This is a genomic window from Gilliamella sp. ESL0250 (assembly GCF_013345045.1).
GTDB classification, from domain to species: domain Bacteria; phylum Pseudomonadota; class Gammaproteobacteria; order Enterobacterales; family Orbaceae; genus Gilliamella; species Gilliamella apicola_H.
The window spans coordinates 242,266-263,625 of the sequence record NZ_JAAEDV010000002.1 but is presented as its reverse complement, the minus strand read 5'-3'; the positions used below and the strand labels follow the sequence as shown (position 1 = coordinate 263,625).

Sequence of the window (21,360 nt, the reverse complement as noted above, 5' to 3'; positions counted from 1 at the left end):
CGCTCTCAAAATGAAAATAAATCAATAAAATTGAATGAATAAAAAGCCATAATGTAGACAATAAAAAAGGTAAGTTAAATAACCTACCTTTTTATTTGTTTAGGGAATAATTATTTTGCTTTGCCTTGGTTTGCAACAGCTGCTTGTTTGGCAGCGATTTCGTCAGCATTACCTAAATAGTAGTGTTTAATGACTTTCATGTTGTCGTCAAATTCATACACTAATGGTACACCCGTTGGGATATTAAGTTCGATAATATCATCATCGCTGATGTTATCTAAATGTTTTACAAGCGCGCGTAGTGAGTTACCATGAGCGGCAATAATAACACGTTCACCTTTAGCAACGCGTGGCGCAATGGTTGACTCCCAATAAGGTAATACGCGTTTAATCGTTAATGCTAAACTTTCAGTTAACGGTAATTCTGATTCAGGTAATTTGCTGTAACGTGAATCGTGCCCCGGAAAACGCTCATCTGATTTTTCAAGCGCTGGAGGTGTGATTGCAAAACCACGACGCCATAATTTTACTTGATCATCACCATATTTTGCTGCCGTTTCAGCTTTGTTTAAGCCTTGTAATGCACCATAGTGACGTTCGTTTAGTTTCCAGCTTTTTTCAACCGGTAACCATGCTTGATCGACTTCATCTAAAACGTGCCATAATGTGTGAATGGCGCGTTTTAATACTGAAGTGTAAGCATAATCAAATGTGAAACCTTCTTTTTTTAGTAATTTACCTGCTTCAGCAGCTTCTTTATTGCCTTTGTCAGATAAATCAACATCAGTCCAACCACAAAAACGGTTTTCTTGGTTCCAAACACTCTCTCCATGCCGAATTAGCACTAATTTTTTAACAGCCATGAATATCACTCCTTTATTACGTAAATTTAATTTTAGTGTATTTTGTTTATAGACATGCACTGTGATTGCCGTGCATGTCATCTGTTTTGGGTTAACCTTTTCTATTAACCCAAAACGTCTATTATTTTGATAAATATTTTAATGGATCAACGGATTGTGCTTTGTAGCGAATTTCAAAGTGCAATCTGACCGACGAAGTGCCTGTTGCTCCCATTGTGGCAATTTGTTCACCCGCGCGCACGAACTGCTGTTCCTTTACTAATATAGATTGGTTGTGCGCATACGCCGTTAAATAGTCATCATTATGTTTAACGATAATTAAATTGCCATAACCCGGTAACGCATTGCCTGAATACACAACCCGCCCATCAGCTGCGGCCATGACTTTATCGCCAACTGAGCCTGATATATCAATACCTTTGCTTGCATTTGAGAATCTTTCAATAATCTTACCGCGTGCAGGCCATCGCCATGCAATATTAGAAACTTTTGATTTTGATGTGCTTACTGCAGCTGCACTACTAGAGGAATCATCTAAAGGTTCAATGATGGTTTCAGTTGTTTGAGTTGTAGTCGGTTTTTGATTTTTACCCGTTGTGGTAATCGAAGTAGTTGTTGTTTTGGTTATTGTTGGTTTGGTTTTAGCTTGCCCAATTGCAATAGCTGAGTTATTGCTATTTGTTTTATTTGCTGGTGTATGGTTTGTTGTGGTTTGTTTGGTTACCACAACAGTTCCACCACTCACATCTAATACTTGTCCAACATTAACGGCAAAAGGTTCTTTGATATTATTTTTAGCTGCTAATGAACGGTAATCATTGCCAGTTACCCACGCAATATAAAATAAAGTATCGCCACGCTTAACTGTATAGGTGTCACCTTGATATCCACCTTTTGGAATGTCATCATAATTACGGTTATAAACAATACGCTCATTACTAATTACCGTACCAGTACTGCTAGTGCTGTTAGCGGTATGAGAATTTGACGCTGTTGACTGTCTTGATGATGGTGGATTATAAGTCGTAGGAGCAGATCGACCACTCGTTGAAATATTTGCTGGTGGTTTGGTATAAACAGAAGACGTCGACGCCCCTCCTGCGCCAGAAATATCTTCGATTTCAGCCTGTTCTGTTTGTGTACACGCAACAATCAATAAACTTAAGCAACTTAATGTAAGTATTTTTTTCAAAGCAACACCTTTCATTCGTGAATATTGTTTTTTCCGCTATTTTTAGTGTTAAATAGCGTTTTTATATATACCGTTTTATTAGCACATTTTAGCGGTTTTATAGCAAAAAGCTATTATATTGATGACTTATAGCTTAAATCAATAAATTCATCCAAAATTTGGTGATTTATAACCGCTGGCATTCAATTTATGTTAGCATAATGCCACTATTTGTTAATCTATGTTAATCCATTGTTAATCAAAATATAAGCTAAATCTGTACATGAGCAATTTTGCTACAAGCGAGCTATTTTTTGCAGCTATTGATTAACTATTTATTTGGCTTTGTCGGATTTATTTTGAAAGTAGTGAGTATATACAATAAAATAGGCTGTCGTACAGTATCTTTACCGTATTTCTATAAAAATTTAATGTGATTTAAAATAATGACTTTATATATTGTTGCCACCCCCATTGGAAACTTAGATGATATCACGCTCAGAGCCATCAATACACTTAAAAGTGTCGATCTGATTGCGGCTGAAGATACTCGCCACAGCGGATTACTTTTACAACATCTTGGCATTAAAGCAAAGTTATTTGCCTTGCATGACCATAATGAACAAGACAAAGCCAATTTTTTGATCGAAAAACTTAAATCAGGCTTATCAATTGCTTTGATTTCAGATGCCGGTACGCCGTTAATTAATGATCCGGGATATCATCTAGTTAAAGCCTGTCGAGACAATGGAATAAACGTTGTCCCTGTCCCTGGTGCCTGCGCTGCAATAGCTGCTTTATCAGTTGCTGGACTCCCCTCAGATAAGTTTACTTATGAAGGATTTTTGCCGGCTAAAAGTAAAGCCCGCCAAGATTGCCTTATAAAATTACTAGACGAACCACGAACAATGATTTTTTATGAATCAACACACCGTCTGCTAGACGCGCTTAGTGATATGCAAACTATTTTTGGCGCTAATAAACACATTGTATTAGCTAAAGAACTGACCAAAACGTGGGAGACCATTGTCAGTTTTACCGTTAGCCAGTTAATTGAATGGTTAAATGAAGATACTAACAGACAAAAAGGTGAATTTGTGCTGATCGTTGAAGGCCATGCAAAAACAGAGAATGATATCGATCAAAAGGTAATTAGTACGCTTAAATTATTACAAAAAGAGCTACCACTCAAAAAAGCAGCCGCTATCACTGCTGAGATCTATGGACTGAAAAAAAACCAACTTTACCAAATTGGTTTAGATGCAGAGCAATAATGAAACCGCTAAACAGTGCTTATAAAAAACATTTATAACCAAAATTTTTAACAACGATTTATGGCAAGCCATAACTGAGTACAAGTAAGATGATTATTGCCAATCTGTTTAATGTGTAGCAAAACGACTAGCTGTTACACTTCATGATTAACATAATCATCTAAAAACGCATAAGGCGTTTTGCAAAAATCGCTCAAACTTTTGCTTTCTTTCGTTTGAACCGCTAACAATTTGCTGATTATGCCACATCATCATTAAAGTCGGTATTGCGCTTACCACTTACCCATTCATTTGAAAGATAATAGATTTTGTAAATTTTTAATTGATACGAGGTGAGCATACATTTTAACAAATGAAAAACCGCAAATGCTCAATTAAGTACCAAACGGTATAGAATCCTGAATATTTTTTACAAAAAATATAACTTAAAAAATGAACAGTTATGTAACTACCCCATCGTGAGCACACAAATCACCTAAAAAATAACGCCACCTGCTTTCGTGTTTTATATGCAATGGGCGTCTTGTTATTTAATGTCTTATAAGGTCTTTCATGCGATAAATGGTTGGATGCCTAACCATAAAACGTTTAGCCAAATCGGTGACAATTATTTTCTTTATAATTTAAACAATTTATCTTTTGTCTGGGATACTGTTTTATGGATATTCATTACAGTCGTTTCTCAAATTACTGTAAATAACGTGAGTAATTCTGACATTTATTGGTTGATCTATCGATAAGAATATTGGCACAAATAGCACAATTTAGTATATAATCGCCCCTTATTTTTAAGACATTTTATGACAAAAGGTAACAAACAGTATGGGATTTAAATGTGGGATTGTCGGACTACCCAATGTAGGGAAGTCAACGCTTTTTAACGCACTAACCAAAGCAGGTATTGAGGCAGCTAACTTTCCATTTTGTACTATCGAGCCAAACACTGGGGTTGTACCAATGCCCGATCCACGTTTAGATGAACTGGCTAAAATTGTCAAACCTCAGCGCACGTTGCCAACCACCATGGAATTTGTTGATATTGCTGGTTTAGTTAAAGGCGCATCAAAAGGTGAAGGTTTAGGAAATCAATTTTTGGCTAACATTCGCGAAACCGAAGCGATCGGTCATGTTGTGCGTTGCTTTGAAAACGACAATATTATTCACGTCGCAGGCAAAATAGATCCTGCTGAAGATATCGAAATTATTAACACCGAACTTGCCCTATCCGACCTTGAAGCTTGCGAACGTGCAATAACACGCCTGCAAAAACGCGCTAAAGGTGGCGATAAAGACGCTAAATTTGAGTTAGAAATCCTTGAAAAGTGTTTACCACACTTAGAACAAGGTAAAAAGTTATTGTTACTAAATTTAAGTAAAGAAGAACTTGATGCAATTAAATACTTGAGCTTTTTAACTTTAAAACCGACCATGTATATCGCTAATGTGAATGAAGATGGTTTTGAAAACAATCCTTATTTAGATAAAGTCAAAGCGATAGCTGAACAAGAAAAAGCTGTGGTAGTCCCTGTTTGTGCGGCAATTGAAGCAGAACTTGCCGAACTGGATGATGCCGATCGTGATGAATTTATGCAAGATTTAGGCTTAACCGAACCTGGCTTAAATCGAGTGATTCGCGCAGGATACAGCTTACTTAACCTGCAAACTTATTTCACCGCAGGTGTTAAAGAAGTTCGTGCGTGGACAATTTCGGTTGGCGATACCGCACCACAAGCAGCAGGAAAAATTCATACCGATTTCGAAAAAGGCTTTATTCGTGCTCAAACCATTGCTTTTGATGATTTTATTAAATACGGTGGCGAACAAGGCGCTAAAGAAGCAGGCAAAATGCGCGCTGAAGGTAAAGATTATATCGTGCAAGATGGCGATATTATGAACTTCTTATTTAATGTATAGCTGATTATTTTACGTCGCCTTTTGGCGACGTTGTTATATTGATGTTCATAATCACTAATTAATATTGATATAAAATTTATTTTTTACTTAAACGTAGTGTTACCTGAAACTTCTTGTCAACTGATCCAATAATAGATTGGTAAATATAAGGACAGCCCACTGTTATGTTACTCACTTTTCAACAAGCCAAACAGCAAGTACTACAAAGCGTATCAACCGTAAAATCACTCACTAGCGAAAAAGTCGGACTATTTGATGCGCTAGATCGAATCACTGCTGAGAATGTGATTTCACCGATTAATGTGCCACGGTTTGATAATTCTGCGATGGATGGTTATGCGATTCGATTAGCGGATCTTAAACAATCAACGTTGTTACCACAAGCAGGGGCGATTTTTGCGGGCGATGATATAAGCAATCTTAATTGGCCAAAAGGTACTTGTTTGCGTATTATGACAGGTGCGCCTGTGCCTAATGATGCTGATACCGTTGTTATGCAAGAGCAGACTGAAAAATCTGATTTGGGGATTGCCTTTTTAGGTAATATAAAAGCTGGCGATAATATTCGTCGTATAGGTGAAGATGTTAAAAAAGGTGCGATCACAGTCAACAAAGGGACTAAATTAACGATACCAACACTATCGACACTTGCAACATTCGGTATTAGTGATCTTGTTGTCTTTAAAAAATTAAAAGTTGCTATCTTATCAACTGGTGATGAGTTAACGCCAATTGGTCAGCCATTATCTGGCAATGGCGCTATTTATGACAGCAACCGCTTCACACTAAAATTATTATTAACCAAACTTAACTGTGAAATCGTTGATCTCGGCATTATTCCTGATGACCCAACCCAAATAAAACAAGCGCTAATAACCGCATCTAACCAAGCGGATTTAGTGATAACCAGTGGTGGTGTTTCGGTGGGGGACGCCGATTATACCAAAACAGCACTTGAAACATTAGGACAAATTAATTTTTGGAAGATTGCAATGAAACCAGGCAAGCCTTTCGCCTTTGGCAAAATTGGCAATGCGCTATTTTGTGGTTTACCTGGTAATCCAGTTTCAACTTTAGTGACTTTTTATCAATTGGTACAACCACTAATTTTAGTGCTTTCAGGACAACAACTCACATCAATCGATTTATCTTTCAAAGTAAAAATTGCAACTAGCGTCAAAAAAAGAATCGGGCGATTAGATTTTCAAAGAGGAATACTACAAATTAATGAACAAGGTGAGTTAGAAGTAACAACAACCGGTCAACAAGGTTCACATATTACGCAGTCATTTAACCAAGCTAACTGTTTTATTGTGCTTGAACAAGATCGTGGTCATGTCAACAAAGGCGAAATGGTGACAGTTGAGCTGTTTAATCAGTTACTTCATTAAGTTGTGGTGTAAACTATAGCTAACTATTATGTGTCTAATAGTTAGCTATAGGAATTTAATAACTTATCCTTAATTAGCACCATAAACCCAACCGCGACCTTAAGAGTTAAGAAGTAAATGCTAAAAAACTAAGGAGTAGTGCAAATAGCAAGCTCTAAGGAATAATCCGCGCGGCCGTAATTTATGTAACCGTTTGGACCTACCGTATATTGGAGTCGATTTCCCCATGTCGTAGTGTCGCTCGTCCAGAAGCCGGTATAGCCGAAGTTTGCGCTGCGGTAAGCGTTCATATCTCCCCATTCCGAAAAGAATCCTGCTCCTATCCAATGCAAGCTAAAATTACCAGTTGAGGGCGGCGTGGCTCCAATAGCCCCTTCACAGCTATGAAAATCGCAGACTGCGTTAGTCAACTCTTTCACCTGTGGCACTCGATAACCTAACCCTCCACACCAAGCAACAGCCTCAGAATAATCACGAATATATGAGGCTTCTCCGCGCCATTCTCGGTGCACAAACCACTTTTGTAGAACAAATCCATATTTTACTACCTCTTCACCATTACTATCTTTACCCACTAACTCGAAAGTTTGCGGTAACCTTGGCACTGGAATTCGACTTGGATGGGGATTACCCCATTGAGCGTTTGCATCAGGGCCTGTTAGCGTCACGCGCGCGTATGAAAATGGATTTTTGTTTAAAATCCAATCCCGATTGTGAACCCAACTCTCCATTCTTGTTATCGGTTTTACTGTCGCGGTAATTCCTTCATGCGTCACGGGCATCCATGTCAATCCATCAACATCACCATAGCCGTATATGATTAAATCAAAATACAATCTATTTGCCCCCGTAGTCGGGAAATTAAGCGCGTATGATGCGGGATTGATGTCTTTAACGATGTATCCAAAATCATCGTCCCATATGTCAGTGATGTATCGGTTTGGAAATCCTACTTTCAACGTTGGAGTAACGAACCTGACAGTTGCTGGGGGGCTCGACGGCGGGAATATTATAGCATCACTACGATTATTCCCTCGACCATTTGGACCCGCTAATGCTGGCAAATGCCATAAACATGACAATAATAACACCGCCAACGCCAACGGTTTTTTTCGAGATAATTTTGAGAGTAATTTGAGAAATAACTTCGAGAATATAAACGAGGCAAGAGGAAAAACGCACCTGATGCGTCTATTTGATAAATTTAAGACATTGGTTTGCCAGTGCTGGTGTCTGGTGTCTGGTGTCTAAAATGATAATGCATTACACTTCACCTGTCAAGTAAATTTATGTTTTATTTAGATTTTTTATATCTATTTGCTTATTAAATAAGCTGAATATTGAAATCGGTGAAAGTATAACCGTTTTAAAAAAGCTTGGCTAGTTTTTTTGGGGGATTTTTTGGTGAAAATTATTTAGGAGTGACTTTGATTAAGTTTTATGAAATGCTTTAATAGATTGAAATATTATTAATAAACAAAAAATAAAATGAAATCAATATATTTCCTGACAATTTTTTGCCTAATATTGAGGCTTTTGTTTAGGTTGGTGGAATGGATTGGGTATTTCGGGCATGTGCAGCTTAGATGTTCAAAATAGCTATAGTGACCAGTCCGAGTTAGGGAATTATAGCAAATTCTCTAACATGACAATGCGGTAGCAGAAGCGACATTTAAAACAATTAAAACCGAGTTTGTAAAAGGCCAACGTTTCAACTCAACAGCTGAGTTACAACGCGATTTTTCGGCTTATGCCTATTGGTATAATCAGAAACGATTACATTCTTCGTTAGGCTACTTGCCTCCCGTCGAATTAAAAAAACATTTACCCCCTTCATTTTTTGTTTGAAAATGTGTTGCCATTCCATTCTTTATACTCTAAATATTTATCCCAAAGAAGTTGTCTCAACATCATCCATGCGGTGTATCCCTATGTGTATAGGGAACAGTTTTGATTTAGATTGAAAAGAAAATCCGTATTCGGTTTATCCCTATGTGCATAGGGAACAGTTCGTCAATTAACAACGTGCCCATCGGTGGTGCGGTTTATCCCTATGTGCATAGGGAACAGACCAATTATAACATTTTGTTTTATAATTAAAATATTTTAGTTTAAATTTCTACCAACTTTTTTAATTGCTCTTAAAATAACAATGATTTTATAAAACATTGTTTTTATTAAATTAATATTAAAAATAAGATAGAGAATATGGCGCTTTTTTTATTCTACCAATTAATCTTTAAATTTCTTATAGTTATAACATAGTTAGCAATAAAACAAGGTATTTCTTTATTAAAAAGGCGCAATTTTTGTTAAAAATATTCAGGATTCTATACCGTTTCAGCATGAAATTATTTTGAATTTAATGAGTTAATAAATTTTATTGATAAAGAATAATATACCATTTAATGTATTTATTCCGATAATGGACGTGAATATCAAGGCACAAGTGAACACCTATTTGTTAAAATAGGTAATTATCATCGCATCAATCAAAAATTTACCAAACCAACTTACCCACAAACGAATGGCAAAGTGGAAAGAGTGATACGAACTTTGAATTGCGATGTGGCATAATCAGCAAATATTCAGCGAAAAAGATAGGCAACAAAAATTTAAGCGATTTATTAACTTTTATAATACCGTTAAACCGCATAAGGCGATTTCAGGGAAAACGCCTTATGCGTTTTTAGAGGATTATTTTAGCCATGAAGTGTAAACAACTTGGCATTTTCCTACAATTTAGCTATAGCAACAAATTGGCGCATGATTAAAATAACGCCACTAATATCGCACCAACTGCAATCATAGCGACACCAACGCCAGCTAACAACGAGATCTTTTCACCAAATAAAACAGCGGCAAACACAACGGCAAAAACCACACTTAACTTGTCGATTGGTGCAACTTGCGACACCTTGCCTTCTTTGATCGCCATAAAATAAAATAGCCAAGATAGCGCGCCAGCAATACCGCTCAATACAATAATGAGTAATGCCTTTTTATCATTAAAAAAGGTATTGATAAGGTTAAGTTTACCTTGAATAGCAACCACACCAACTAAAAAAATAGCCATCACAATAGCGCGGATGGCTGTTGCCGTGTTGGCATCAAGATGCTGTAAGCCAATTTTTCCTAAAATAGCAACACATGCCGCAGTAATAGCGGAAAGCAAAGCATAAATAAGCCATGCGCTCATATTAGTATTTATCGATTTTAAATAGATATTGTTGATTGTTTGAATTAGCTTCACATTGTTGTGATTTATTCATAACGCCACGACAATCTTCTAAAACTCCGTGAGCTTTTGACCAATGGTAGGTTTTGCCTTTGTCGTTTTTTCCTCCACATCCGACTAACGTTAAGCTAAACATTAAACAAGATAATCCAATAACTACCGCTTTCATTTCTTTCTCCTTTTTTGGCAAACGTATAAAAAATTAACCGTATTACGTTTGTTTTTATTTAGATTATTTTAATCTAGAATTGATGCGATTGATAGCTAAAGAACCGCCTATTTTTACAAGATGAAAAGTGCGCGCTTCTCGAAGTTCACTTAATAATTCAGGGGGTTCATCTAACGATTCGTCTGCAAGTTCAAATGCCCCCCAATGGATAGCAACAGCTGAAAGGCATTGTAATTCATCATACAATTGCACAGCTTGTTTTGGATCGATATGCTGTGATTGCATATACCAACGTGGCGCATAAGCACCAATGGGAATTAATGCCAAATCAATTGAAGGGAAACGCTGAGCAATTGCTTTTAGTTCAGAAGAATAACATGTATCCCCCATAAAATAGACTGTTGTTAATTGATTTTGATTATCACTATTAGATTGAATCATCCAACCACACCACAATGCCTTATTTACATCCAATAACCCACGATTGCTCCAGTGTATAGCAGGTGTTGCCGAAAAACTAAGCCCATCAACAGTTACCCGCTCCCACCAATCTAGTTCATTAACACACTTGGCACCCCATCTTAATAATGTTCGTTTTAAACCAAGAGGAACCATCATCACAATATGAGGAAAACGCACAAGTAATTGGCGTATACTGTGATAATCAAGGTGATCATAATGATTATGTGAAATCACGATAAAATCTATTTGTGGTAGTTGATCGATGTTTAGCGCTGGCGGTGTTCGGCGTTTGGGCCCAATTAATTGTGAGGGTGAAGCCCGTTTAGAAAAGATAGGATCGGTCAATATCATTTTGCCACCTAAACGAATTAAGGTTGTTGAATGACCAATCCACCAAACCCTATCGCCTGATAAGCTAAAGTCTATTGGTTCAAACCATGTCTGATTAAAGGTTTGATAACCTACTTTAGGCGGTAACACTTTACGCGCTAAACGCCAACGCAAAAACTCACCTATTTTAATTTTAAAAGATCCATGGTGCCGAACTCCTTTAGCTGTATGATGCATTTTTTTAGGCGTTAAATCTTGCTTTTGTTTTGTCATCGTTACAATCTTTTTTACAACGAGTAGTTTAACAATTGGCCGTCCGTTCAATGACTACGGCAACATTTTGAGCATTAACTATCGCATTTGGTTTAGATACTTTAACTTTAAGCCAATTAACAGAAAATTGTTTAATAATCATTTTAGCAACTTTTTCTGCTACACATTCAATAAGTTCAAATGTCGAGGATTCAATAAATTGTGTGATGCTTTGACTAACTTTAAAATAATCTAAACAAAGAGAAACATTATCACTTTCTCCAGCTGGTTGGTTATCCCATGCCATTTCAAGATCAAGAATTAACTTTTGCTTAATGGTCTTTTCCCAATCATATACACCAATGGTGGTTAAAACCGTTAATCCTTCAATTAATACTCTATCTTTGCTATATGTGTTCATACCTGATTCCAAAAGCCTAGTTACAGTAAATAGAGATTACCGAATCTTGATAAATTACGCTATAATTTATTTCAAATAATATAATATATATGTAATTATGACTCGAATTTTTCAGCCTTTTACTATTGAACAAAATAGCGTTATTACTTTAGATGATAATGCATTTAACCATCTTATTCGCGTATTACGCATGAAAGTAGGTGAAAATATTATTCTATTTGATGGTTCAAACCATATTATTCCTGCTGTTATACAGGAAATCAATAAAAAATCAGTTACGGTAAAAACAGCAACAAGAATTTTGGATAATCGTGAATCGCCATTAGAAATTCATTTAGGGCAAGTTATTTCTCGTGGTGAAAAAATGGAATTTACTATTCAAAAATCGGTTGAATTGGGTGTCAGTAGTATTACTCCCCTACTTTCTGAACGTTGTGGTGTCAAGCTTGATGAAAGCAGGCTAGAAAAAAAAGTTCAACAATGGCAAAAAATCGTTATTTCTGCCTGTGAACAGTGTGGTCGCAACATAATCCCTGAAATTAAACCTGTCATGAAATTAGAAAGTTGGTGTGCTAACTTAACTACTGGATTAAAGCTTAATTTACATCCTAAAGCAAAACATGGTATAAAACAGCTCTGCAATGAACATACGCAAATCCATTTGCTGATTGGACCAGAAGGCGGGTTGTCCGCTAATGAAATTAGCATGACACATAATTATCAGTTTACCGATATTTTGCTCGGCCCACGCGTTTTGCGTACCGAAACGGCAGCACTAACAGCAATAACGGCTTTGCAAGTGCATTTAGGTGATCTTGGATAAATACATCAAAATACAGATGATAAGTAATGATTACTTTGCAACTGCGCTTGTAGCGAGTATGATATCACAAAGCACCGCGTTGAGTATGACCATAAAACATCTGTTAAGAAGTTTCAGAAAATATCAACGTTTTAGTATAAAATCCAATTAAACAAGATAACATCAGTAAGGAGTCATCATGATAAAACTGGGCATTGTAATGGATCCCATTAGTCATATCAAAATTAAAAAAGATTCCAGTTTTGCCATGCTACATGAAGCACAAAAACGTGGATATCAACTTTTTTATATGGAGATGAATGATCTCTTCTTACGAAATGGCGAAGCTTATGCAACAACACGCACATTAACAGTTTATAACGATAATCATCATTGGTTTGATGTAAGCGAAGAACAGAGCATACCATTAACTGACCTTGATGTTATTTTAATGCGTAAAGATCCCCCTTTTGATACTGAATATATTTATGCTACTTATATTTTAGAGCGTGCAGAAGCCAAAGGTGTATTAGTAGTGAATAAGCCACAAAGTTTGCGCGATTGTAACGAAAAGCTCTTTACTGCATGGTTTGCCGAGTTTACCCCTGAGACACTGGTTACTCGTCAAACTCAGCATATTAAAGCATTCCACCAAACACATCATGATATCATTTTAAAACCTCTTGACGGTATGGGTGGCTCATCTATATTTAGAATCAAACAAGACGATCCTAATGTTTCAGTGATTATTGAAACCTTAACCGAACATAACACTCGTTATTGCATGGCTCAAAACTTTATTCCTGCGATTAAAGACGGCGATAAACGTGTTTTAGTCGTCGATGGCGAGCCTGTACCTTATTGCTTAGCACGAATCCCACAGAAAGGTGAAACTCGCGGCAATCTTGCAGCAGGAGGGCATGGTGAAGTGAGGGCATTAAGCGAAAGTGATTGGCACATTGCTAAAAGCATCGCGCCAGTTTTAAAAGAAAAAGGTCTACTATTTGTAGGACTTGATATTATTGGTGATAAGTTAACTGAAATTAACGTTACCAGCCCAACTTGCATTCGCGAAATTGAAGCCGCCAATCCCGACCTGTCAATCACCGGTATGTTAATGGACGCAATTGAACATCGATTAAATAAAAAGAGTTAAGCAATGATTAGAGAATATAAGCCCGAAGATTTAAACAGCGTAATGGCAATATGGTTGCAAGGTAATTTGCAAGCTCATGAATTTATCAATCCAGAATTTTTTAAACAAAATTACGATTTAGTAAAAATGCTGATTCCAATGTCCACTTTATACGTGCAAGATCTTAACGGCGTACAAGGATTTATTGGTTTAACCGAAAACTATATTTCAGGACTGTTTGTTGATCAAGATCACCGTCGGCAAGGAATCGGTCACGCATTAGTTAACAAGGCAAAACAACGCCACAACGAATTATTAGTGCATGTTTATAAAAAAAATAGTGCAGCGATTGATTTTTATCTTGCTCAGAATTTTGATATTGTTTCAGAATCGATCAATGAAGAAACCAATGAACCTGAATTATTAATGCGCTGTCATGTTGAACACAACGTAAAAATTGGCAAATGTGCTTTATAAAATTTACCGAAACGTGAACCTATGAATTTAAAAGATCATTTTATTATTGCTATGCCAACACTTGATGACTCGTTGTTTAGCCATTCGGTTATTTATATTTGTGAACATAATCGCGATGGCGCCATGGGCATTATAATAAATAAACCAATTATGGAACTTAACGTAGCAACCGTCCTTACACGATTAGAAATTACTTCGCCAACAAGTTGTGCTGAATTAGAGTATCCTGTATTTTGTGGTGGACCAATTGCCGAAGAGCAAGGATTTATTTTACATACACCCCAGCAAGGATTTGCTTCAAGCATTCAGATTTCGGATGATGTGATGATTAGCACTTCGATTGATGCGCTTAAATCAATTGGTTCTCCCCAGCAACCTCAAGATATCTTTTTAGCATTAGGTTATTCAAGTTGGCAATCATTGCAACTAGAAGACGAAATTGCCCGTAATGATTGGTTAGTTGCCGATGCTGCTCCCCAAATTATCTATGAAGTCGCTATTGAGGAGCGTTGGCAAAAAGCCGCTGAATCGCTTGGCGTCAATATGAACACTATCTCACACCAAATGGGTAATGCATAACCTATGGCAACCATTATTGCATTTGATTTTGGCACGGCAAGTATTGGCGCTGCTATTGGTCAAGATATCACTAAAACCGCCAATCCTTTATGCTCGTTTAAAGCTCGCGATGGTATTCCTAATTGGCAAGCTATCGAAAAAGTTTTAAATGAGTGGAAACCTGACTTTTTAGTAGTGGGATTACCGTTAAATATGGATGGCAGCGAACAACCGCTGACAGCAAGAGCGCGTAAATTTGCCAATCGTTTACATGGCATGTTTGGTTATCAAGTTCATTTACAAGATGAACGATTATCAACCGTTGAAGCAAAATCCCACATTTTTGCTTCTCGTGGTTATCGTGCATTAGAAAAAGGTCATGTAGATGCAACTTCAGCCATCATTATTTTAGAAAGTTGGTTTGAAAATAATTAGCGATTTTTAATAAATTAGTTATTTTATCAATAATTAATCGCCATTAAATTTCATCCTTGCTAAAATAATCATCTACTTTCTATTGTAAGGATTGCTTGCTGTGTCAAATAATAAATCTCTCAGTTACAAAGATGCTGGTGTCGATATTGATGCTGGCAATGAACTTGTTGATCGCATCAAATCTGTCGTTAAAGAAACTACACGACCAGAGGTTATGGGTGGACTAGGCGGCTTTGGTGCACTATGTGCTATTCCTCAAAAATACAAAGAGCCGATATTAGTATCTGGCACTGATGGTGTAGGGACTAAATTACGCCTTGCAATGGATTTAAACCGTCATGAATCAATTGGTATTGATTTAGTAGCCATGTGTGTTAACGATTTGATTGTGCAAGGTGCCGAACCTTTATTTTTCCTTGATTATTATGCTACAGGCAAACTTAATGTTGATGTTGCAACGACTGTAGTTACTGGCATTGCCGAGGGATGTAAACAATCAGGGTGCGCTTTAGTGGGTGGTGAAACGGCCGAAATGCCGGGTATGTACCATAATAATGATTATGATTTAGCTGGATTTTGCGTTGGCGTCGTTGAAAAATCTAAAATGATTGATGGCAGTAAAGTGCAAAACGGTGACGCATTAATTGCATTAGCTTCAAGTGGCGCTCATTCTAATGGCTATTCATTAGTGCGTAAAATTATCGAAGTCAGTGGTGTAAACCCAATAACCGAACAATTAGACGGCATACCACTTGCTGATCACCTACTTGCACCCACTAAGATCTATGTCAAGTCTGTCCTTGATCTTATCGCTCAAGTTGAGGTGCACGCCATTGCCCATATTACCGGTGGTGGATTTTGGGAAAACATTCCGCGTGTTTTACCTGACAATACTCAAGCAGTCATCAATGAATCAAGTTGGCAATGGCCAGCCATATTTGATTGGCTACAACAAGCTGGCAATGTTAGTCGTCACGAAATGTACCGAACTTTTAACTGTGGTGTCGGTTTAATTATCGCATTACCTAAACAATCAGCCGATAAAGCAATTAACTTACTAAATAACCATGGTGAAAAAGCGTGGTTATTAGGTGAAATTAAGCACGCTACATCAAGTGAACGTGTTATTATTAAGTAGTGAGTATTCTATTTGAGATATTATTCAACTTTAAACAAGTTGAATAATATCTATTTAGACTATTTCAAGTTTTATCGATTTAAATAATGCCCCATAATTTAATTACCGATATATCATTGTTTTATTTTTTATATCTTTATCATTCGTCTATCCTTTAGCTTACAATTCCAACGATTTTACTCAAAAATTTAATATAAAAATAGCTCAAAGCAATCTGACTTTTTGGTACAATAGCAGAAAATATTATAACAAAGTGATGTCGTAATACTTTAAAATAAAAGGTTTTTTAATGATCATATCAGACGCTAACAGCGCGGTGTCATCCGTCGCTTATCGTGCAAACGAAGTTATTGCTATTTACCCAATTACTCCAAGTTCAACAATGGCCGAACAGGCAGGGACGTGGGCTGAATTTAACAGGCCAAATGTATTTGGTGATACACCAAGAGTGATTGAAATGCAGTCCGAAGCTGGTGCAATTGCGACTGTTCATGGTGCATTAATGACAGGTGGACTAGCAACTTCGTTTACTTCGTCACAAGGTTTACTTTTAATGATCCCATCGCTGTATAAAATAGCCGGTGAACTGACTCCTTTTGTTTTGCATGTTGCTGCTCGTACCGTTGCAACGCATGCCCTTTCAATTTTTGGTGATCATTCTGATGTTATGGCAATTAGGCAAACGGGGTTTGCTATGCTTTGTTCAAGTTCTGTGCAAGAGGCGCAGGATTTTGCCCTAATTTCGCAAATGGCCAGCTTTAATAGTCGCGTACCTTTTATTCACTTTTTTGATGGATTTAGAACGTCACACGAAGTTAATAAAATCTATCCAATTAGCGATGACCAAATCCGTAACTTATTACCACACGAAGCCATTAAAGCCTATCGCTCGCGTGCTTTAACACCTGATAACCCAGTAACACGCGGTACATCAGCTAATCCAGATACCTACTTTCAATGTCGTGAAGCAATAAATACCTATTATGATAATGTCTATCAACATGTTGTTGATGCTATGGACGCTTTTGCAATAGAAACTGGCAGAAAGTATCAACCTTTTGAATATTATGGTGCGAGTGATGCCGAGCGCATTATTGTGGTGATGGGATCGGGGGCAAGCACCACCAAAGAAGTGGTTGATGTATTACTTAAACAAAACGAAAAAGTCGGTGTGGTAACAGTTAGATTATTCCGCCCTTTTTCTGCCAATCATTTGCTAGAGATTATTCCAAGTACTGTGAATAAAATTGCTGTTCTTGATAGAACCAAAGAGCCTGGATCTCAAGCTGAACCACTTTATTTAGATATTATAACTGCATTTGCTGAAAGCTTATCGCGCGGCGAACGTACCAGCATGCCGATCATTGTAGGTGGGCGTTATGGGCTATCGTCTAAAGAGTTTGATCCTCGTTGTGTACTTGCCATTTTTAACGAACTGGGATTAGATAAACCTAAATCACGATTTACCGTTGGTATTTATGATGATATAACTGGGCTCTCTTTACCGCTACCCGAACAATCTATTCCACAAAAATCCGCTCTTGAAGCCCTATTTTATGGACTTGGTAGTGATGGCACAGTATCGGCAACCAAAAATAATATTAAAATTATCGGTGATAGTTCGCCTTTTTATGTACAAGGGTATTTTGTTTATGACTCTAAAAAAGCAGGTGGTTTGACTACTTCGCACTTACGAGTTAGCCTAGAGCCAATTGATTCCCCTTATTTAATTACCAGTGCCCATTTTATTGGCTGCCACCAAGACCAGTTTATCGATAAATATCAAATTGTTGATAAATTAAAAGACGATGGTATCTTTTTGCTTAACACACCGTACAGCAAAGATGAAATTTGGCACCGCCTTCCTAAAGAAGTCCAAGTGCAATTAATTCAAAAACGAGCACATTTTTATATCATTAATGCAGCAAAAATTGCTCGTGAATGTAATTTGGGGGCAAGAATTAATACCGTTATGCAGGCGGCGTTTTTTCACCTAGCTGGAATTTTTAAAAATGATTTTAATATTACCCAATTAAAAGAAGTCATTGCAAAAAGTTATAGCAGTAAAGGACAAGATTTAGTTGAAAATAACTGGAAAGCACTTGATTTGGCTATTGCTTCGCTTGAGCAAATTCCACTTAGTTGTGTTGACCAAAGTAGTGCCATGATGCCTCCAATTGTGCCAGCTAACGCGCCTAATTTTGTTAAAACAGTCACTGCTGCTATGTTAGCTGGTTTGGGGGATAGCTTACCAGTATCAGCATTACCACCCGATGGTACATGGCCAATAGGCACAACCAAATGGGAAAAACGTAACATTGCTGAAGAAATTCCTATTTGGCAACCCGAACTATGTACTCAGTGTAATCACTGTGCAGTTGCTTGCCCACATGCTGCCATTCGTGCAAAAGTTGTTGCGCCCGATGATATGGCTAATGCACCAGACTCATTAAGCTCGCTTGAAGTCAAAGCCCGTGATATGAAAGGTCAACGCTATGTGTTGCAAGTTGCACCAGAAGATTGTACAGGCTGTAATTTGTGTGTCGAAGTTTGCCCTGCTCGTGATCGCAATAATTTTGCAATTAAAGCAATTAACATGCAATCGCGTATCGACAACCTTGATACTCAGCGCACCAATTTTGACTACTTTATGGCATTGCCAGATCGCGATATTAATACGCTTGAACGCATTGATGTGCGTACATCGCAATTACTTACACCGCTATTTGAATATTCAGGTGCTTGTGCTGGTTGTGGTGAAACACCATATATTAAATTGTTAACACAACTTTATGGCGATCATTTAGCAATTGCGAATGCCACAGGCTGTTCATCAATTTATGGTGGTAATCTTCCATCGTCACCTTACACAACTGATCGAGATGGTCGTGGACCGGCTTGGGCAAATTCGTTATTTGAAGATAATGCTGAATTTGCTTTAGGGTATCGCATTACTTATGATCAACATAAAAAACGTGCATTGCGCTTACTTGATTCTGTTGCTGGTGACATTTCGCCCGAGATTGTCATAGCATTAAAATCATCAGAGACATCTATCGCTGAAAAACGCCAACAAATCGAGTTATTACGTGAACAGCTTGCTCACCTAGACTCAGCTCAAGCACAAGAGTTGATCCAAGATGCAAACTACTTGGTTGATAAATCAGTTTGGGCTATTGGCGGTGATGGTTGGGCTTACGATATTGGATTTGGTGGGCTTGATCATGTCATGAGCTTAACTGATAACGTAAATGTATTGGTGCTAGACACCCAGTGTTATTCTAATACAGGAGGTCAACAATCAAAAGCCACCCCAATGGGCGCGGTATCAAAATTTGCTGATTTAGGCAAGCATAAAGCCCGTAAAGATCTTGGTGTGAGTGTAATGATGTACGGACATGTATATGTGGCACAAATTGCGTTAGGTTCGCAACTAAATCAAACGCTTAAAGCCTTACAAGAAGCTGAAGCATATGATGGACCATCGCTCATTATTGCTTATAGTCCTTGTGAAGAACATGGCTATGATCTTGCTAAATCACATGAGCAGATGAAAGATTTAGTTAAATCAGGATTCTGGCCTTTATATCGTTACGACCCACGCCGTATGGCAGAAGGCAAGCCAGCTTTGGTGTTAGATTCAAAAGCGCCAAACAGCGAGTCATTAACTGGTATATTATTAAAAGAACAGCGTTTCCGCCGTTTAGAAACACTTGAACCTGTAATTGCTAATACCTTGCATGAGCGTTCAACCAAAATGGTGGATTCTAAATATCAGTTTTTGCAGATGCTGGCAACCTTTTCAGATATCGAAACACCAGCGGATAGCTAACAGTAATTGACAAAAACCTCCAAAGGACTGTTATTTATAACGGTCCTTTTTATACACTTTCTTGAGCAATAAAGCACCAATATTGTGCATATTCAAATCAACATATACTGATAGCAACAACATCATCTCTCATTTTTCGTCGTTATTACCACATAAATCAAGCTCTCTATTGAACATTAAAAACTTGGTATTATTTTTGCTTAATTAATAATTGACCCAATAAGGATCAATTAAACATGAGGTGAATCATGATGTCTAACTTAAATATCAGTAGAAGAAAATTAATCACATTTTCAAGTGCAGCAATAGCTGGATTATCGGTTAATCAACTGCTAGCAAAAGCGTATGCACAAAATGTACAAAAAACAATCTCATTCTCACTACCCATGGTGAATAAAGTTGTCACGCCAGATGCTACTAATCCTGTTCGACTTAACTTTAACGAAAATACACTAGGCATGTCACCAAGTGCTAAGCAAGCTGCCATTGATGCTGTTCCTAAAGCTAATAGATATGCAAAAGCTGAAATGCCGCTATTAAATAAAGCATTGGCGCAACATCACCATGTTAGTGAAAAGCAAATCCTTTTAACAGCGGGATCATCAGAAGGTATCCGTAGTACTATTTCTGCTTTTATCAAACCTAATACGCAATTAGTTATACCGGAACTTACCTATGGTGATGGCGAGCATTTTGCTAAAATTTTTAATTTAAAAATAACCAAAGTTCCATGTTTATCCGATTGGAAAATTGATATCACAGGCTTAAAAAAAGCGGTTGAAGACTATCAAGGATTTTCTATTGTTTATTTAGTTAATCCAAATAATCCAACTTCGACTGTGTTTGGCATTAATGAGATCGAATCATGGATATCAAGTAAACCTAAAAACACAATCTTTATTTTCGACGAAGCATATGCTGAATTTGTTAATGATCCTAATTTTGAATCAGCAGACAAATTTATTACACAAGGATATAAAAACATTGTATTACTTAAAACATTTTCTAAAATTCATGCTATGGCTGGCTTACGTGTAGGCTACGTTGTAAGTACTGATGAAAACATTGAAAATATAGCGCAGTATGTAGCAGGTGAAAAACTCAACTATTGTGGTGTTTGTGCTGCGTTAGCATCGATAAATGATACTCAATATTTGACCTACTCCAAAAAAGTGGTTGATGTGTCACGCGAGATTATGGAAAAAGTATTGTCAGAGTTGGGACTACATTATCTTAAATCAGAAACTAATTTTATGTTTCATAAAGTACCTATCAAGTTAAATGATTATCGTGAATTAATGAAACATAAATTTATATTAGTCGGTCGAGATTTTCCCCCTGCGACCAATTGGTGTCGTATATCACTCGGCACACCGGGCGAAATGCTTTATGTCGCAAATGTAATGCGTGAATTAAGAGATAAAGCGATAATTTGAATCATAAACTAATAATTAAAGCGCTCTAAATCGATTAAATTAAGAACGCTTTAATTTAAATA

General features: G+C 37.2%; 19 protein-coding genes and 1 pseudogene. 13 read left to right on the top strand and 7 right to left on the bottom strand.

Translation table 11 applies throughout. The features are described from left to right. Positions 1-110: 110 nt before the first annotated feature. A complete protein-coding gene (gene gpmA / locus GYY69_RS03060) occupies positions 111-863 on the bottom strand; it encodes a 2,3-diphosphoglycerate-dependent phosphoglycerate mutase (protein WP_065637836.1) in 753 nt (250 codons plus the stop codon). Positions 864-984: 121 nt separating this feature from the next. Continuing rightward, complete coding sequence (nlpD, locus tag GYY69_RS03055; RefSeq protein WP_202984934.1) at positions 985-2,055, bottom strand: murein hydrolase activator NlpD; 1,071 nt, start codon at positions 2,053-2,055, stop codon at positions 985-987. Between the two features lie 425 nt (positions 2,056-2,480). Between nlpD and rsmI the strand changes: the two genes are divergently transcribed. From rsmI to moeA, 3 genes are all read left to right on the top strand, one after another. Next, positions 2,481-3,308, top strand: coding sequence for a 16S rRNA (cytidine(1402)-2'-O)-methyltransferase (gene rsmI, locus GYY69_RS03050; protein WP_174796361.1), 828 nt, complete (start codon positions 2,481-2,483; stop codon positions 3,306-3,308). An 822-nt stretch (positions 3,309-4,130) separates the two neighbouring features. Continuing rightward, positions 4,131-5,222 carry a redox-regulated ATPase YchF gene (gene ychF / locus GYY69_RS03045; RefSeq protein WP_160431299.1) on the top strand — a complete coding sequence of 364 codons (1,092 nt, stop codon included), beginning with the start codon at positions 4,131-4,133 and terminating at the stop codon, positions 5,220-5,222. Positions 5,223-5,386: 164 nt separating this feature from the next. After that, positions 5,387-6,613, top strand: a complete 1,227-nt coding sequence (gene moeA / locus GYY69_RS03040) for a molybdopterin molybdotransferase MoeA (protein WP_174796360.1) — start codon at positions 5,387-5,389, stop codon at positions 6,611-6,613. 128 nt (positions 6,614-6,741) lie between these two features. Here the strand turns inward: moeA and GYY69_RS03035 are convergent, their stop codons facing one another. Continuing rightward, a complete protein-coding gene (locus GYY69_RS03035; RefSeq protein WP_174796359.1) occupies positions 6,742-7,704 on the bottom strand; it encodes a hypothetical protein in 963 nt (320 codons plus the stop codon). Between the two features lie 568 nt (positions 7,705-8,272). On the opposite strand from GYY69_RS03035, the pseudogene GYY69_RS03030 reads away from it, so the two are divergent. Together GYY69_RS03030 and GYY69_RS03020 are read left to right on the top strand one after the other, a co-directional pair. Further along, positions 8,273-8,461, top strand: a pseudogene (locus GYY69_RS03030) (IS3 family transposase); the annotation flags it as partial. A gap of 718 nt (positions 8,462-9,179) precedes the next feature. Continuing rightward, positions 9,180-9,332, top strand: coding sequence for an integrase core domain-containing protein (locus GYY69_RS03020; protein WP_194240589.1), 153 nt, complete (start codon positions 9,180-9,182; stop codon positions 9,330-9,332). Positions 9,333-9,383: 51 nt separating this feature from the next. Here GYY69_RS03020 and GYY69_RS03015 read toward each other — a convergent pair whose 3' ends face one another. The 4 genes from GYY69_RS03015 to folB form a co-directional block, all read right to left on the bottom strand. Beyond that, complete coding sequence (locus tag GYY69_RS03015) at positions 9,384-9,812, bottom strand: EamA family transporter (RefSeq protein WP_174796358.1); 429 nt, start codon at positions 9,810-9,812, stop codon at positions 9,384-9,386. Position 9,813: 1 nt separating this feature from the next. Beyond that, the gene (locus tag GYY69_RS03010; protein ID WP_174796357.1) at positions 9,814-10,020 is read right to left on the bottom strand and encodes a hypothetical protein; all 207 of its coding nucleotides are present in this window, start codon (positions 10,018-10,020) and stop codon (positions 9,814-9,816) included. 63 nt (positions 10,021-10,083) lie between these two features. Then, a complete protein-coding gene (locus GYY69_RS03005; RefSeq protein WP_174796356.1) occupies positions 10,084-11,085 on the bottom strand; it encodes an MBL fold metallo-hydrolase in 1,002 nt (333 codons plus the stop codon). 28 nt (positions 11,086-11,113) lie between these two features. Further along, entirely contained in the window at positions 11,114-11,485 is a 372-nt protein-coding gene (folB, locus tag GYY69_RS03000) for a dihydroneopterin aldolase (RefSeq protein ID WP_174796355.1), read from the bottom strand. A 97-nt stretch (positions 11,486-11,582) separates the two neighbouring features. Between folB and rsmE the strand changes: the two genes are divergently transcribed. From rsmE to GYY69_RS02960, 8 genes are all read left to right on the top strand, one after another. Next, complete coding sequence (rsmE, locus tag GYY69_RS02995) at positions 11,583-12,308, top strand: 16S rRNA (uracil(1498)-N(3))-methyltransferase (RefSeq protein ID WP_174796354.1); 726 nt, start codon at positions 11,583-11,585, stop codon at positions 12,306-12,308. 178 nt (positions 12,309-12,486) lie between these two features. After that, positions 12,487-13,443: a glutathione synthase gene (gene gshB, locus GYY69_RS02990; protein ID WP_174796353.1), complete on the top strand. Its 957-nt coding sequence runs from the start codon at positions 12,487-12,489 to the stop codon at positions 13,441-13,443. A 3-nt stretch (positions 13,444-13,446) separates the two neighbouring features. Further along, on the top strand, positions 13,447-13,899 hold the full coding sequence (locus tag GYY69_RS02985) for a GNAT family N-acetyltransferase (protein ID WP_065637849.1): 453 nt from the start codon (positions 13,447-13,449) through the stop codon (positions 13,897-13,899). A 21-nt stretch (positions 13,900-13,920) separates the two neighbouring features. Further along, on the top strand, positions 13,921-14,478 hold the full coding sequence (locus GYY69_RS02980; RefSeq protein WP_174796352.1) for a YqgE/AlgH family protein: 558 nt from the start codon (positions 13,921-13,923) through the stop codon (positions 14,476-14,478). A gap of 3 nt (positions 14,479-14,481) precedes the next feature. Then, a complete protein-coding gene (gene ruvX, locus GYY69_RS02975; protein WP_174796351.1) occupies positions 14,482-14,892 on the top strand; it encodes a Holliday junction resolvase RuvX in 411 nt (136 codons plus the stop codon). A gap of 100 nt (positions 14,893-14,992) precedes the next feature. Further along, positions 14,993-16,030 (top strand): phosphoribosylformylglycinamidine cyclo-ligase, encoded by a 1,038-nt coding sequence (gene purM / locus GYY69_RS02970; RefSeq protein ID WP_174796350.1) that lies wholly within the window; start codon positions 14,993-14,995, stop codon positions 16,028-16,030. A 289-nt stretch (positions 16,031-16,319) separates the two neighbouring features. Continuing rightward, positions 16,320-19,862, top strand: a complete 3,543-nt coding sequence (gene nifJ / locus GYY69_RS02965; protein WP_174796349.1) for a pyruvate:ferredoxin (flavodoxin) oxidoreductase — start codon at positions 16,320-16,322, stop codon at positions 19,860-19,862. A 251-nt stretch (positions 19,863-20,113) separates the two neighbouring features. Next, positions 20,114-21,298: a pyridoxal phosphate-dependent aminotransferase gene (locus tag GYY69_RS02960; RefSeq protein ID WP_174796348.1), complete on the top strand. Its 1,185-nt coding sequence runs from the start codon at positions 20,114-20,116 to the stop codon at positions 21,296-21,298. Positions 21,299-21,360: the final 62 nt, after the last annotated feature.

What these genes read in the sequence shown, in the direction of transcription:
- GYY69_RS03005 (WP_174796356.1), bottom strand. Translation starts at nt 11,085, where the DNA reads ATGACAAAACAAAAGCAAGATTTAACGCCTAAAAAAATGCATCATACA.
- GYY69_RS03020 (WP_194240589.1), top strand. Translation starts at nt 9,180, where the DNA reads ATGTGGCATAATCAGCAAATATTCAGCGAAAAAGATAGGCAACAAAAA.
- GYY69_RS02960 (WP_174796348.1), top strand. Translation starts at nt 20,114, where the DNA reads ATGTCTAACTTAAATATCAGTAGAAGAAAATTAATCACATTTTCAAGT.
- GYY69_RS03010 (WP_174796357.1), bottom strand. Translation starts at nt 10,020, where the DNA reads ATGAAAGCGGTAGTTATTGGATTATCTTGTTTAATGTTTAGCTTAACG.
- rsmI (WP_174796361.1), top strand. Translation starts at nt 2,481, where the DNA reads ATGACTTTATATATTGTTGCCACCCCCATTGGAAACTTAGATGATATC.
- ruvX (WP_174796351.1), top strand. Translation starts at nt 14,482, where the DNA reads ATGGCAACCATTATTGCATTTGATTTTGGCACGGCAAGTATTGGCGCT.
- GYY69_RS02980 (WP_174796352.1), top strand. Translation starts at nt 13,921, where the DNA reads ATGAATTTAAAAGATCATTTTATTATTGCTATGCCAACACTTGATGAC.
- moeA (WP_174796360.1), top strand. Translation starts at nt 5,387, where the DNA reads ATGTTACTCACTTTTCAACAAGCCAAACAGCAAGTACTACAAAGCGTA.
- GYY69_RS03015 (WP_174796358.1), bottom strand. Translation starts at nt 9,812, where the DNA reads ATGAGCGCATGGCTTATTTATGCTTTGCTTTCCGCTATTACTGCGGCA.
- GYY69_RS02985 (WP_065637849.1), top strand. Translation starts at nt 13,447, where the DNA reads ATGATTAGAGAATATAAGCCCGAAGATTTAAACAGCGTAATGGCAATA.
- nifJ (WP_174796349.1), top strand. Translation starts at nt 16,320, where the DNA reads ATGATCATATCAGACGCTAACAGCGCGGTGTCATCCGTCGCTTATCGT.
- gpmA (WP_065637836.1), bottom strand. Translation starts at nt 863, where the DNA reads ATGGCTGTTAAAAAATTAGTGCTAATTCGGCATGGAGAGAGTGTTTGG.
- folB (WP_174796355.1), bottom strand. Translation starts at nt 11,485, where the DNA reads ATGAACACATATAGCAAAGATAGAGTATTAATTGAAGGATTAACGGTT.
- rsmE (WP_174796354.1), top strand. Translation starts at nt 11,583, where the DNA reads ATGACTCGAATTTTTCAGCCTTTTACTATTGAACAAAATAGCGTTATT.
- gshB (WP_174796353.1), top strand. Translation starts at nt 12,487, where the DNA reads ATGATAAAACTGGGCATTGTAATGGATCCCATTAGTCATATCAAAATT.
- ychF (WP_160431299.1), top strand. Translation starts at nt 4,131, where the DNA reads ATGGGATTTAAATGTGGGATTGTCGGACTACCCAATGTAGGGAAGTCA.